The sequence below is a fragment of the Desulfosporosinus youngiae DSM 17734 genome (assembly GCF_000244895.1).
Lineage (GTDB): Bacteria > Bacillota > Desulfitobacteriia > Desulfitobacteriales > Desulfitobacteriaceae > Desulfosporosinus > Desulfosporosinus youngiae.
This window is the reverse complement of sequence record NZ_CM001441.1, coordinates 255,147-268,796: the sequence shown is the minus strand read 5'-3', so window position 1 is coordinate 268,796 and position 13,650 is coordinate 255,147. Positions and strand designations below refer to the sequence as shown.

Here is a 13,650-nt window from a genome sequence, read left to right as displayed (position 1 = left end):
TCCATTGACCCCCTTCCGAACTAAATATCAAAGATTAGAGAGCAATTGATCTCTCAGTTATCTCAACTAAGCGCCAGCACTTATCCTTACTCAAGTGACGAGTTTCCATGATTGTAACCGTATCCCCGATGCGGGCATCATTGTTCTCGTCATGAGCCTTATAATTTTTCGTGCGAGTAATCGACTTTTTATAGATCGGGTGACTCTCCGTGATCTCAACTGCTACAACGACCGTTTTATTCATCTTGTCGCTGATAACTTTGCCGGACCGAATTTTTCGTTGGGCTCTTTCCACGTTAAAATGCCTCCTTTCTCATCTTAGGCACGTTCAATCTTTAGCTCACGTTCACGAAGAATTGTTTTACCGCGCGCAATTCCTTTACGGACTTCACGAATTCGCATCGGGTTATCTAGTTGTCCCGTTGCCAACTGGAAACGCAAATTAAACAGTTCTGTTTTGAACTCGTCGATTTCCTTTAGCACTTCTTCATCTGTCAGGTCTCGGAAATCTTTAGTTTTCATTTGCGTCACCTCCTTCTTGATCTGCACGGGAAACGAACTTGCACTTTACAGGAAGCTTATGCATGGCAAGACGTAAAGCCTCACGAGCTTGTTCCTCCGTTACGCCGTTTAATTCAAACATTACACGGCCTGGTTTTACCACTGCTACCCAATATTCCGGAGAACCTTTACCACTACCCATACGTGTTTCAGCAGGTTTAGCCGTAATAGGCTTATCCGGGAAAATCTTAATCCAAACTTGACCACCACGTTTAATATAACGGGTCATAGCAATACGAGCTGCCTCAATTTGACGATTTGTAATCCAGCCTGCTTCTAATGCCATAAGACCAAATTCACCAAACGTAATTTTATTTCCACGTGTAGCCTTACCTGTTAAGCGGCCACGATGTTGTTTACGATGTTTCACTCTGGCTGGGACTAACATCTAGTTTCCTCCTTCCACCTGAGCGACGGCCTTTTTGGCGGGAAGAACCTCACCTTTATAGATCCAAACCTTAATACCAATTTTTCCGTACGTGGTATTGGCTTCGGCAAATCCGTACTCAATATCTGCACGCAAGGTGTGAAGGGGTACTTTTCCTTCATGATACCATTCGGTTCGGGCAATTTCGGCTCCAGCCAAACGACCGCTGCATTGTATTTTGATACCTAGAGCGCCTTGTCTCATTGTCCTGCCCACGGTTTGCTTCATGGCCCGACGGAAGGAGACACGCTTTTCGAGTTGTAGTGCAATATTTTCTGAGACTAATTGAGCGTCGAGTTCAGGTTTTTTAATTTCTACGATATTTACAGCTACTTGCTTGCCGGTTATGGCTTCAAGTTGTTTGCGTAAGTTTTCAACTTCTGCCCCACCACGTCCGATAACAATGCCGGGTTTCGCAGCATAAACAGATACTTTAACACGACTAGCCGCCCGCTCGATTTCAACTTTCGGACATCCAGCTTGTTTTAGTTTATTTTTAACGAACTCACGAATCTTCAAATCCTCGTGAAGAAGTTCCATGTAGTTCTTGTCTGCATACCAACGGCTTTCCCAGTCCCGGATGATTCCGACGCGGAGGCCTTTGGGATTAACCTTTTGACCCACAGTTTAGCCCTCCTTCTTCTCGCCTACAACTACAGTAATGTGACTTGTCCGTTTCCGGATTTGGTCAGCACGTCCCATAGCCCGAGGCTTGATGCGTTTTAAAGTCGGTCCTTGATCCACACATATTTCAGTAATATACAGCTCGTCAGCATTCATATCATAATTATGCCCTGCATTTGCGACCGCAGACTTCAGCACCTTGGTCACATCATCAGTGGAACCATTAGGTGTAAACTGAAGGATTGCGAAAGCATCACTGACCTTTTTACCTCGGATCAAGTTGACAACTTGGCGCACCTTACGAGGAGAGATACGTACATATTTTGCCACTGCTTTTGCTTGCATGTGCCTTAACCTCCTCTCGAATTATCGTAAGCCGCTGGATTTTTCGCTGCCAGCATGGCCCTTATAGGTGCGAGTAGGCGAAAACTCTCCAAGTTTATGCCCAACCATGTCTTCTGTAACATAAATCGGAACATGTTTTCGTCCATCGTGAACTGCAATGGTTAGTCCGACCATTTGCGGGAAAATTGTTGAGCGTCTGGACCAAGTCTTAATGACACGTTTGTCACCAGTTTCGTTCATCGCTTCTACACGTTTGAGTAAACGAGATTCGACGAAAGGTCCTTTTTTCAGAGATCTGCTCATTCATGGGCCTCCTTTCGACTACTTACTGCGCCGCTTCACAATAAAGCGATTCGACGGATTTTTCTTCTTGCGGGTTTTTGCTCCCAGTGCAGGTTTTCCCCAAGGAGTAACTGGGTTACGACCGATTGAGTTACGACCTTCACCACCACCGTGTGGATGGTCACAAGGGTTCATTACCGAACCACGAACAGTAGGACGAACACCCATCCAGCGCGATCTTCCAGCCTTACCGATGTTAATATTCTCATGATCAAGATTTCCCACTTCACCGATGGTTGCACGGCACTCAATACGGATCATGCGCATTTCGCCCGAGGGAAGTCTTAGAGTTGCATAGGAACCCTCTTTAGCCATCAATTGAGCTGATCCACCGGCTGAGCGAACCATCTGAGCTCCCTTGCCAGGTTTCATCTCAATATTGTGTAACAAAGTACCGACCGGAATATTCTGGAGCGGCAATGCGTTACCGACTTTGATATCAGCATCCGGACCGGAAACCACCATTTGATCAACCTTTAATCCATTTGGGGCTAAGATATAGGTTTTCAGACCATCTTGGTAGTATAGTAACGCGATATTTGCAGAGCGGTTAGGATCGTACTCAATACTCGCTACACGAGCAGGAATTCCATCCTTATTACGCTTGAAGTCAATGACGCGATACTTTCGTTTATGACCGCCACCTTTATGGCGCACACTCAACCGACCGTCGTTATTACGGCCTGCTTTTTTAGTTAATGATTTAACTAAAGAGCGTTCAGGTTCAGTTCTCGTAATCTCTTCAAATGCCGAAACTGTCATATTCCGACGACTTGGAGAGGTTGGTTTAAACGTCTTTATTGCCATAGGTCTTCTTTATCCTCCTTTGCTTCAAGCTGCTTACAGGCCTGCGAAGTTTTCAATCTTATCTCCAGCTTTAAGCGTAGCGATCGCTTTTTTGCGGTTCGGTGTCTTACCAAGGTATTTTCCAACCCGTTTCATTTTTCCTCTAACGGATAATGTACGGATTTCAACCACTGATACTTTAAACATCTTTTCTACCGCAGCTTTAATTTCAATTTTGTTCGCAGCAGGATCTACCCAGAAGGTGTATTTATTTTCTTCAACAAGTCCTACGGATTTCTCTGAGATCACCGGACTTTTGAGGACATCACGTGCGTCGCGCATTACGCTAACACCTCCTCTGTTTTTGTTACGGCATCTTTGGTCATCACAAGAATATCGTGATGCAATAAGTCGTAAACATTCATTCCAGCAACATCTATTGCCTTTACACCCTCGATATTACGCGCGGAACGAAGCACTGCCTCATCTGCATTATCCATCACAATCATGGCCTTCTTGTCAATATTAAGAGCTTTGAGAACTTTTACGATCTCCCGAGTTTTTGCCTCACTAATACTTAAAGCATCAAGGACAATCAGTTGTTGCTCCATAACTTTCGAAGAGAGTGCCGAGTACAACGCCAATCGACGGACTTTCTTGGGTAATTTAAAACCATATTTACGTGGCTTAGGTGCAAAGATTATACCGCCGCCCCTCCACAATGGAGAGCGCGTGCTACCAGAACGTGCACGACCTGTTCCTTTTTGACGCCAGGGTTTGCGTCCACCTCCGCGCACTTCACCGCGCAACAAAGCAGACTGAGTTCCTCGTCTTTCTCCCGCTAATTGCGAGACAACTGCTGAGTGAAGAACGTGGACATTCGGAGTAATTCCAAACACATTTTCACTGAGTTCAATTTCTCCGACAGCTGCGCCTTGCATATTTAATACTTGAACCTTCGGCATTGCTTATTCCTCCTTTCTCAGTGTTACTTCGCCTTGACAGAAGGCTTCAGAATGAGCAACGACTTTTTCGCTCCAGGGACAGCACCTTTAATCAAGATCAAGTTTTTATCCGCATCAACCCGGATCACTTCCAGGTTTTGTACAGTAATTCGGTCACCGCCCATACGTCCCGGCAGGACACGCCCTTTGAAAACTCGAGCCGGGCCTTTCGCGCCAAGGGAACCCGAACGACGATGATACTTGGAACCATGTGCCATCGGTCCACGACTTGCGTTATGAAGTTTAATCATACCCGCAAACCCTTTCCCTTTAGAAGTACCTACAACATCAACCTTGTCTCCAGCTGCGAACAAATCCGCCTTAACTTCTTGTCCAATTTCATAGCTATCGACATCGTCAACCCGAAACTCACGAACATATCGCATTGGCTTAAGGGAAGCCTTTTGGAAATGCCCCTTTCGCGGCTTATTACTCAAGCCATCTCGAAGGATAGAAAAGCCCACTTGGATAGCGTTGTAGCCATCTGTTGCAATCGTTTTCTTCTGTACTACCGGGCAAGGACCCGCTTCGACGACAGTAACCGGAACCACACGTCCTTCAGCTGTAAAAACCTGAGTCATACCAATTTTTTTACCTAAAATTCCTTTTGACACGAATGCCACCTCCTGAACGCTTTGAAGTGCACTAGATTTCTCTAGAGCACGAGAGCGTTATTTTATTTACAATGTTGGGGTCCGCTCGGAAGCAACTCCACGCTCCCGGGTGTTTCGCCCAACAAACATAACGATAGTATATCACAAAACAAAACGTTTTGCTACCCCAATTATAGCTAATTACAACTTAATTTCGATATCCACACCCGCTGGTAAATCTAACCGCATAAGTGCATCCACTGTTTTAGGGGTTGGTTCGAGAATGTCAATCAGTCGTTTATGAGTTCGCATCTCAAATTGTTCCCGTGAATCTTTATTGACATGGGGAGAACGCAAAATGGTGTAAATGCTTTTCTCAGTAGGCAGGGGGATTGGTCCACTGACCTGAGCGCCCGTTCTTTTAGCTGTTTCAACGATACGTTCTGCTGATTGGTCAAGTGTCTTGTGATCAAATGCTTTAAGCCGAATTCTAATCTTTTGGCTCATTTAATATTGCCTCCTTATATTCCCGTTCTACGGGTTTCGGTCGCAAAAATTCCCTGGCCAAGCGGAGTCACTTGCCCAGCAACCTTTTACGCCATTCCGGAAATTAGATAGCATGACCCTAGAAACCATGTGCCTATAAACTAATTAAGTCCATAATCTGGTTGCTGCCAGCCACCCATTAATGACGAGAGGAAGATCTTCCTCTCGTCATAATTAAGTCAATAAGCCTAAATTATTTTGCGATTTTTGCAACGATACCTGAACCAACGGTACGGCCACCCTCACGAATAGCAAAACGGAGTCCTTCTTCCATAGCGATTGGAGTAATAAGTTCAACTTCAATCGTTACACGGTCTCCAGGCATAACCATTTCAGTGCCTTCCGGAAGAGTGATAACACCAGTTACGTCCGTTGTACGGAAGTAGAATTGTGGGCGATAGTTATGGAAGAAAGGAGTATGGCGGCCACCTTCTTCTTTAGTTAGAACATATACTTCCCCAGTAAACTTGGTAAACGGTTTAATCGAGCCAGCCTTAGCTAAAACTTGTCCGCGTTCAATGTCTTTACGCTCAACACCACGTAAAAGTGCGCCAATGTTGTCCCCTGCTTGAGCTTGGTCAAGAAGTTTGCGGAACATTTCGACGCCGGTTACGACGGTTTTGCGAGCAGTATCGGACAAACCAACGATTTCAACTTCATCTCCAACTTTAACGACTCCACGCTCAACACGACCTGTAGCAACAGTACCACGACCGGTAATTGTGAAAACGTCCTCGACGGGCATTAAGAAAGGCTTGTCAGTATCACGCGCTGGGGTAGGAATATAAGCATCTACAGCATCCATGAGGTTCCAAATCTTACCGCACCACTCACAGTCACGGCTGCCGCACCCACATTGAAGTGCCTTTAATCCGGAACCAGGAATGATAGGAGTATTGTCACCATCATACTCTTGAGCAGTCAAAAGCTCACGAAGTTCCATCTCAACAAGTTCGATTAACTCAGCGTCATCAACCATATCTACTTTGTTAAGCCAGACAACGATACTTGGAACACCTACTTGACGAGCCAAAAGAATGTGTTCACGGGTTTGCGGCATGGGGCCGTCAGCTGCTGAAACACAGAGAATCGCACCGTCCATTTGAGCTGCACCAGTGATCATGTTTTTAACATAGTCAGCGTGTCCCGGGCAGTCCACGTGAGCATAGTGACGATTTTCGGTCTCATACTCCACGTGTGCTGTGGAAATGGTAATTCCACGCTCACGCTCTTCAGGAGCCTTGTCGATTTGGTCAAACGCTGTAGCAACAGCGCCACCAACTTTAGAAAGGACACTAGTGATTGCTGCTGTGGTAGTGGTTTTACCATGGTCAACGTGACCAATGGTTCCTACGTTAACATGAGGTTTTGTACGTTCGTATTTAGCTTTTCCCATTTTTTTCACTCCTTTAATATACTTTAAAACTGATATAATTCAGGGAGGTTACGAAGCAAGGATTTCCAAAATTCGTGCCTCGCGCCTCGAACCTCTCCTATGACCCTTGGCGCTTGGCAATAATGCCATCCGCAATGGCTTTGGGAACCTCTTCATAGTGGTCGAACTGCATCACATAGACTCCACGTCCTTGAGTTGCTGAACGCAGGTCAGTTGCATAGCCGAACATTTCGGACAGCGGAACATATCCGCGCACAACCTGAGTATTGCCTCGTGCTTCCATTCCTTCAATTCGTCCGCGGCGTGAGCTAATATCTCCAATGACGTCACCCATATATTCCTCAGGAACAGTTACTTCAATTTTCTCAATCGGCTCGATGATCGCAGGATCAGCTTTTAGCGCTCCTGCTTTAAAGGCCATCGATCCGGCAATCTTAAAGGCCATTTCTGAAGAGTCTACATCATGGTATGAGCCATCATAGACCGTTGCACGCATATCGAGAACCGGATATCCAGCCAGAATACCATTTTGCATGGCCTCTTCAATGCCGGCACCAATCGGATTAATGTATTCTTTCGGAATAACACCTCCGACCACTTTGTTGACGAACTCAAAACCGCTGCCGGCTTCAAGAGGTTCCAACTCAACCCAGCAATGACCGTATTGACCACGGCCACCAGATTGACGTACGAACTTTCCTTCTGCTTTAACCGAGCGCCGAATGGTTTCTTTATAAGCAACCTGCGGACGTCCTACATCACATTGCACTTTGAATTCGCGCTGCAAGCGGTCAACGATAATCTCGAGGTGAAGTTCACCCATTCCTTCGATGATTGTCTGACCAGTTTCAGTGTCCGTGTGCATTCTAAAGGTCGGATCTTCTTCAGCCAAACGACCGAGAGCTCCACCCATTTTTTCTTGGTCTGCTTTCGTCTTAGGTTCAATCGATACCGAGATAACAGGTTCTGGGAACACCATCTTTTCCAGGATGATTGGAGACTTCTCGTCACACAGTGTATCTCCTGTGGAGGTATCCTTCAGTCCGACTGCAGCAGCGATATCACCCGAACGCACCTCTGTGATTTCCTCACGATGGTTAGCGTGCATCTGAAGTATACGTCCAATGCGCTCCCGTTTGCCTTTAGTTGAGTTGAAGACATACGAACCTGCACTTAATACTCCAGAATAGACCCGGAAAAAAGCGAGTTTTCCTACGAAGGGGTCTGCCATAATTTTAAAGGCTAATGCGGAGAACGGCTCTCCATCTGATGCTGTCCGGTGATCTTCTGCTCCGCTATCCGGATGTACTCCATTAATCGGCGGTACATCCAAGGGCGACGGCATATAATCAACAACAGCGTCAAGTAACGGCTGTACTCCTTTGTTCTTGAATGAAGAACCACAAATAACCGGAATAAATTTGTTCCCGATAACCCCACGGCGTATACCGTCGCGGATTTCTTGTTCTGTGGGTTCTTCCCCTTCCAGATACTTCATCATGAGTTCTTCGCTGGTTTCAGCCACTGCTTCAATCAGTTTCTCACGATACTCGTTAGCTAGTTCGACTAAGTCTTCAGGGATCGCATTGTGTTCTGCTGTAGTGCCTAAATCATCTGTATAAACCACAGCTGACATAGTCACCAAATCAACAATTCCCTTAAAGCTATCCTCAACCCCAATCGGTATTTGGAGCGGAACTGGGTTCGCACCCAACCGATCAGAGATCATAGAAACTCCACGGAAGAAATCGGCGCCCAGTCGGTCCATTTTGTTAATAAATGCGATCCTCGGGACTTTGTATTTATCCGCTTGACGCCAAACAGTCTCTGATTGGGGCTCAACGCCACCGACCGAACAAAATACAGCTACAGCACCGTCAAGTACACGCAGAGAACGTTCCACTTCTACAGTAAAGTCCACGTGCCCTGGTGTGTCAATGATATTGATACGATTGTTTCTCCACTGACAGGTGGTAGCAGCAGACGTAATGGTTATACCACGCTCTTGCTCCTGAACCATCCAGTCCATTGTCGCAGCGCCATCATGAACTTCACCAATTTTGTGCACACGTCCGGTATAAAAAAGGATACGCTCTGTAGTTGTTGTTTTACCTGCGTCAATATGAGCCATGATTCCAATATTACGTGTATTCTCTAGTGAAAATTGTCTTGCCATTGAGAATCCCCCTTTCTGTCAAAATCAGTGTGTCTCAAATTACCATTTGTAATGCGCAAAAGCTTTATTCGCTTCAGCCATTTTATGCATATCGTCTTTTTTCTTGACAGAACCTCCAGTATTGTTAGAGGCATCAAGTAATTCTCCGGCAATTCTCTCTTCCATGGTCTTTTCGCCGCGCTTACGCGCCATGGCAACAAGCCAGCGCAGAGCTAGGGTTGTACGGCGTTCTGCACGTACTTCAATAGGAACTTGATAATTCGCTCCACCAACACGGCGAGCCTTTACTTCCAATACCGGCATAACATTCTTTAGCGCAGTACTGAAAACTTCAAGAGGGTCTTTACCAGACTTTTCCTGAATCATATTAAATGCGCCGTAGCAAATAGCTTCTGCCGTTCCCTTTTTACCATCCAACATAATTTGATTGATGAACTTAGTCAGAGTTTGATTCTTGTAAATCGGATCTGGCAGAACATCGCGTTTCGCAACATATCCTTTACGTGGCATTTGGCAACCTCCTTTGTGTCATATTTTAAAAATCCGAAGGCCTGTCTTAGGCTTTCTTGGGACGTTTTGCACCATATTTTGAACGCCCTTGCGCGCGTTTTTGTACTGCGGTAGTATCTAATGCGCCACGAATAACGTGATAACGCACACCCGGGATGTCTTTAACACGACCTCCACGGATGAGAACCACAGAGTGTTCTTGCAAGTTGTGTCCGATTCCGGGGATATAGGTGGTTACCTCAAGTCCATTAGTCAAACGCACACGAGCAACTTTTCGAAGTGCCGAGTTAGGCTTCTTCGGTGTTGTTGTATATACCCTAGTACAAACTCCTCGTTTTTGCGGAGAACCTCCTGAGGGATATTGCTTACGTTTAAGTGAGTTGTATCCCCACTGCAAAGCCGGAGCTGTAGATTTTTGTTCTAGTGTCGCACGTCCCTTACGGATCAGTTGATTAATTGTCGGCATGTCTCTGCCTCCTTTCTAATGAAATCAATATACAAGGAATTGCTTGCTGCAGCATCTAACAAGCAATTCCAAAACCTGCCATATGAGTATCCAGCCTGTCAACGGTTTATTCGTTTAAGAGGGCCGCTACTGCTGTGCCAACTTCAATCCCGCACGCTTTCCCCAGTTCCTTCATGGTCGGAACTTCAATGCACTCCACATTATGGCTGTCACACCATTCAAGAACGGGGCGGCGAACATGTATTTCAGCATCTTTGGCTATAAAAACGCGCCGAACGCGCCCTTTTTCAAGGGCTCGTTGGGTCTGCTTCAACCCAACTGTTTTTTGTTTGGCGTGTTTGAAGGTTTCATCAAGCACCAAAATGCTTTCCCCCTTAATCACACTATAGTAGTTTAGCATTTGAGTTCTATCGTGTCAATAATTCGGTCTCATTTGTCTCCAAAGATTTTACATTTTGATACCTTAACATTCCCGTTCCAGCTGGAATTAATTTTCCGATAATGACATTCTCTTTTAAGCCAAGCAAAGGATCTACCTTTCCTTTAATAGCTGCTTCCGTAAGAACACGAGTGGTTTCTTGGAAAGAAGCGGCTGATAAGAAAGAGTCTGTAGCCAATGAAGCCTTTGTAATTCCCAAAAGTACCGGGTGAGCTACAGCAGGTTCTCCACCTTGAGCAATAGCTTTTGCGTTCTCGTCTTGGAAATCAAAAATGTCTATGAGACCGCCAGGCAGCAGGCTTGTATCCCCGGCATCGTCAATTTTTACCTTGCGTAACATTTGCCGAACCATCACTTCGATGTGCTTATCATTAATGTCTACCCCCTGCAGTCGGTAAACCCGTTGAACTTCACCTAATAGATAGACCTGAACCCCGCGCTGACCTTTTACTTTCAGCATATCATGAGGGTTAATGCTTCCTTCAGTTAATTCATCCCCTGCTTCAACCATTTGTCCTTCTTTAACACAGAGACGGGAACCATAGGGAATTGAATAAACTATGTGTTCATCAGCTTCGGTTAAAAGATCAACTTCACGTCGTCCTTTAACTTCACTGATTGACACTTTTCCTACTGCTTCAGAGATGATTGCCTGCCCTTTTGGTTTACGTGCTTCGAATAACTCCTCTACCCTCGGAAGACCTTGGGTAATGTCATCACCTGCGACACCCCCAGTATGGAACGTACGCATGGTTAGCTGAGTTCCAGGCTCTCCGATGGATTGAGCCGCAATAATTCCTACTGCCTCTCCCATTTCTACCGGCCGACCTGTTGCAAGGTTTCGACCATAGCATCGTTTGCAGACACCGAAACGAGATCTGCAGGTAAGAACTGAACGGATAATGGCGGAATCAAAGTGTTTCGCAATTTCTGCAGCCTGTTCTTCCGTCATTTCAGTATCAGGTGAAGCAAGAACTTCTCCCGTCTCAGGATGGTGTATTTCCTCTAACACGAATCGTCCGACAAGACGTTCTACCAAAGGTTCAATAATCTCCGGTCCGTCTTTAATGTCTTCAACCATGATACCATTTTGGGTTCCACAGTCTTCTTCGCGTACAATCACATCTTGAGAGACATCGACTAATCGACGGGTTAGATAACCAGAGTCAGCCGTTCTCAGAGCAGTATCCGCTAAGCCTTTACGCGCACCATGAGATGAAATGAAGTACTCTAAAACAGTGAGTCCTTCCCGGAAATTAGCCTTAATAGGCAACTCGATGGTCCGCCCGGATGGGTCTGCCATGAGTCCCCTCATCCCAGCTAATTGTCTCAGCTGTTGAATATTACCCCGAGCACCTGACGTTGCCATCATGTACACCGGATTAAATACATCAAGCGAATCCATTAAAGCTTGTGTTACAGTTTTAGTTGCTTTGGCCCATGTATCAATAACCAGGTTATAACGTTCTTCATTCGTAATCAAACCACGCCGATACTGTAACTCAGTTTTTGCAACTGAGGCATCTGCATTGGAGAGAATCTCTGTTTTCTCTTTAGGAACAGTGATATCGGTCAAACCAACCGTCATTCCTGCTCGAGTTGAAAACTTAAATCCTTGGCTCTTGAGTCCATCCAACAAGCTGGCAGTTGCTTCATAACCTGCCTTACGATAGGTTTTAGCAACAATCTCCGCCAGTCCCTTTTTGCCGACGACTTCATTGAAATAACCAATTTTCGAAGGAATAACAGAATTGAAAATCAAACGTCCCACGGTCGTTTGCAAGAGTTCCCCATTGCGACGGACTTTAATGCTGGCCTGCAAGTGAACTTCTTTAGATTCATAAGCCAAAACAGCTTCGTCATAGTCCTTAAATATCTTTCCTTCTCCAAAGGCACCCGGGCGCTCCATCGTCAAGTAATAGGATCCTAATACCATATCCTGAGTAGGAGTAGCTACTGGGCGTCCGTCTTTGGGGTTGAGAATATTATGCGCTGATAGCATAAGCAATCTTGCTTCAGCCTGGGCCTCTGCCGATAGAGGAACGTGTACCGCCATTTGGTCGCCATCGAAGTCAGCATTATACGCTGTACATACCAAGGGATGGATCTGTAAAGCCCGACCTTCGACAAGGATTGGCTCAAAAGCCTGAATTCCCAGACGGTGAAGGGTTGGAGCACGGTTAAGGAGGACCGGGTGATCTGTGATAACTTCTTCGAGGACATCCCAAACCTCGGGGCGTACTCGTTCAACCATGCGTTTAGCACTTTTAATATTATGGGCATGACCCTCATTGACAAGTTTCTTCATTACAAATGGCTTGAAAAGCTCCAAAGCCATTTCTTTAGGAAGGCCACACTGATGAAGTTTAAGGTTTGGACCAACAACGATAACCGAACGTCCGGAATAGTCAACCCGTTTTCCTAATAGATTTTGACGGAAACGGCCTTGCTTTCCTTTTAACATATCACTAAGAGATTTAAGCGGTCGATTTCCCGGCCCCGTCACCGGACGCCCACGACGGCCATTGTCAATCAAGGCGTCGACCGCTTCCTGGAGCATCCGTTTCTCGTTTCTCACGATAATATCTGGTGCCCCGAGATCCAGGAGACGCTTTAAACGATTGTTTCTATTAATGACTCTTCGATAAAGATCATTAAGATCAGACGTTGCAAATCGTCCCCCATCCAATTGGACCATCGGTCTCAATTCGGGTGGAATCACAGGCACAACATCCATGATCATCCAATCAGGGTTATTTCCCGAAGATTTAAAGGCCTCAACAACTTCAAGGCGACGAATCGCTCGAATTTTACGCTGTCCAGATACCTCTTTTAATTCTAAGCGCAGTTCCTCATTTAATTTGTCTAAATCCATCTCAGCGAGCAGCTCTTTAACCGCTTCTGCTCCCATGCTGGCTTTGAAGCGATCGCCGTACTTATCGCGGTATTCTCTATACTCCGTTTCTGTAAGAAGCTGTTTCTTCATTAACGATGTATCGCCAGCATCTGTCACAATGTAAGAAACGAAGTATAGAACCTTTTCCAAAGCACGAGGAGACATATCTAAGAGCAATCCCATACGGCTCGGAATTCCTTTAAAGTACCAGATATGGGATACCGGAGCGGCCAATACAATGTGTCCCATCCGCTCACGGCGAACTTTAGAACGGGTTACTTCGACACCGCATCGATCACAGACAATCCCTTTATAACGGACCCGTTTGTACTTTCCGCAGTGACACTCCCAGTCTCGAGTAGGACCAAAAATCTTTTCACAAAACAAACCTTCACGTTCCGGCTTTAAGGTCCGATAGTTAATAGTTTCAGGCTTCTTTACTTCCCCAAAAGACCACTCACGAATCATATCCGGGGAAGCTAAACCGATACGCATACGGTCGAAGTTATTGACGTCTAGCAATCCTTATCGCTCCTTTC

Annotated in this window: 17 protein-coding genes; all 17 read right to left on the bottom strand. The window is 45.8% G+C overall.

Translation table 11 applies throughout. From position 1 onward, the window contains the following. Nucleotides 1-34: 34 nt before the first annotated feature. Nucleotides 35-295, bottom strand: coding sequence for a 30S ribosomal protein S17 (gene rpsQ / locus DESYODRAFT_RS01360; RefSeq protein WP_007778437.1), 261 nt, complete (start codon nucleotides 293-295; stop codon nucleotides 35-37). Between the two features lie 23 nt (nucleotides 296-318). Continuing rightward, nucleotides 319-522: a 50S ribosomal protein L29 gene (gene rpmC, locus DESYODRAFT_RS01355; protein WP_007778436.1), complete on the bottom strand. Its 204-nt coding sequence runs from the start codon at nucleotides 520-522 to the stop codon at nucleotides 319-321. Then, nucleotides 512-949, bottom strand: a complete 438-nt coding sequence (gene rplP / locus DESYODRAFT_RS01350; protein ID WP_007778432.1) for a 50S ribosomal protein L16 — start codon at nucleotides 947-949, stop codon at nucleotides 512-514. The genes rpmC and rplP overlap by 11 nt, the downstream gene beginning before the upstream one ends. Then, nucleotides 950-1,612 carry a 30S ribosomal protein S3 gene (gene rpsC / locus DESYODRAFT_RS01345; protein ID WP_007778430.1) on the bottom strand — a complete coding sequence of 221 codons (663 nt, stop codon included), beginning with the start codon at nucleotides 1,610-1,612 and terminating at the stop codon, nucleotides 950-952. A 3-nt stretch (nucleotides 1,613-1,615) separates the two neighbouring features. Further along, nucleotides 1,616-1,957: a 50S ribosomal protein L22 gene (gene rplV, locus DESYODRAFT_RS01340; RefSeq protein WP_007778428.1), complete on the bottom strand. Its 342-nt coding sequence runs from the start codon at nucleotides 1,955-1,957 to the stop codon at nucleotides 1,616-1,618. A 21-nt stretch (nucleotides 1,958-1,978) separates the two neighbouring features. Further along, nucleotides 1,979-2,260, bottom strand: coding sequence for a 30S ribosomal protein S19 (gene rpsS, locus DESYODRAFT_RS01335; RefSeq protein WP_007778426.1), 282 nt, complete (start codon nucleotides 2,258-2,260; stop codon nucleotides 1,979-1,981). Nucleotides 2,261-2,278: 18 nt separating this feature from the next. Further along, entirely contained in the window at nucleotides 2,279-3,106 is an 828-nt protein-coding gene (gene rplB, locus DESYODRAFT_RS01330) for a 50S ribosomal protein L2 (RefSeq protein WP_007778424.1), read from the bottom strand. 33 nt (nucleotides 3,107-3,139) lie between these two features. Then, nucleotides 3,140-3,427 carry a 50S ribosomal protein L23 gene (locus tag DESYODRAFT_RS01325; RefSeq protein ID WP_007778422.1) on the bottom strand — a complete coding sequence of 96 codons (288 nt, stop codon included), beginning with the start codon at nucleotides 3,425-3,427 and terminating at the stop codon, nucleotides 3,140-3,142. Then, nucleotides 3,427-4,050 (bottom strand): 50S ribosomal protein L4, encoded by a 624-nt coding sequence (rplD, locus tag DESYODRAFT_RS01320; protein ID WP_007778420.1) that lies wholly within the window; start codon nucleotides 4,048-4,050, stop codon nucleotides 3,427-3,429. Before rplD ends, DESYODRAFT_RS01325 begins: the two co-directional genes overlap by 1 nt. A gap of 23 nt (nucleotides 4,051-4,073) precedes the next feature. Continuing rightward, on the bottom strand, nucleotides 4,074-4,703 hold the full coding sequence (gene rplC / locus DESYODRAFT_RS01315) for a 50S ribosomal protein L3 (RefSeq protein ID WP_007778417.1): 630 nt from the start codon (nucleotides 4,701-4,703) through the stop codon (nucleotides 4,074-4,076). 180 nt (nucleotides 4,704-4,883) lie between these two features. Continuing rightward, nucleotides 4,884-5,189 carry a 30S ribosomal protein S10 gene (rpsJ, locus tag DESYODRAFT_RS01310; protein WP_007778414.1) on the bottom strand — a complete coding sequence of 102 codons (306 nt, stop codon included), beginning with the start codon at nucleotides 5,187-5,189 and terminating at the stop codon, nucleotides 4,884-4,886. Nucleotides 5,190-5,421: 232 nt separating this feature from the next. Continuing rightward, nucleotides 5,422-6,624: an elongation factor Tu gene (tuf, locus tag DESYODRAFT_RS01305; protein ID WP_007778406.1), complete on the bottom strand. Its 1,203-nt coding sequence runs from the start codon at nucleotides 6,622-6,624 to the stop codon at nucleotides 5,422-5,424. A 97-nt stretch (nucleotides 6,625-6,721) separates the two neighbouring features. Further along, complete coding sequence (fusA, locus tag DESYODRAFT_RS01300; RefSeq protein WP_007778403.1) at nucleotides 6,722-8,800, bottom strand: elongation factor G; 2,079 nt, start codon at nucleotides 8,798-8,800, stop codon at nucleotides 6,722-6,724. Nucleotides 8,801-8,839: 39 nt separating this feature from the next. Continuing rightward, nucleotides 8,840-9,310 carry a 30S ribosomal protein S7 gene (gene rpsG, locus DESYODRAFT_RS01295; RefSeq protein WP_007778399.1) on the bottom strand — a complete coding sequence of 157 codons (471 nt, stop codon included), beginning with the start codon at nucleotides 9,308-9,310 and terminating at the stop codon, nucleotides 8,840-8,842. Between the two features lie 46 nt (nucleotides 9,311-9,356). Continuing rightward, a complete protein-coding gene (rpsL, locus tag DESYODRAFT_RS01290; protein WP_007778396.1) occupies nucleotides 9,357-9,776 on the bottom strand; it encodes a 30S ribosomal protein S12 in 420 nt (139 codons plus the stop codon). Nucleotides 9,777-9,882: 106 nt separating this feature from the next. Further along, nucleotides 9,883-10,134 carry a L7Ae/L30e/S12e/Gadd45 family ribosomal protein gene (locus tag DESYODRAFT_RS01285; protein ID WP_042339222.1) on the bottom strand — a complete coding sequence of 84 codons (252 nt, stop codon included), beginning with the start codon at nucleotides 10,132-10,134 and terminating at the stop codon, nucleotides 9,883-9,885. Between the two features lie 49 nt (nucleotides 10,135-10,183). After that, complete coding sequence (gene rpoC, locus DESYODRAFT_RS01280; RefSeq protein WP_007778393.1) at nucleotides 10,184-13,633, bottom strand: DNA-directed RNA polymerase subunit beta'; 3,450 nt, start codon at nucleotides 13,631-13,633, stop codon at nucleotides 10,184-10,186. Between the last annotated feature and the right edge of the window lie 17 nt (nucleotides 13,634-13,650).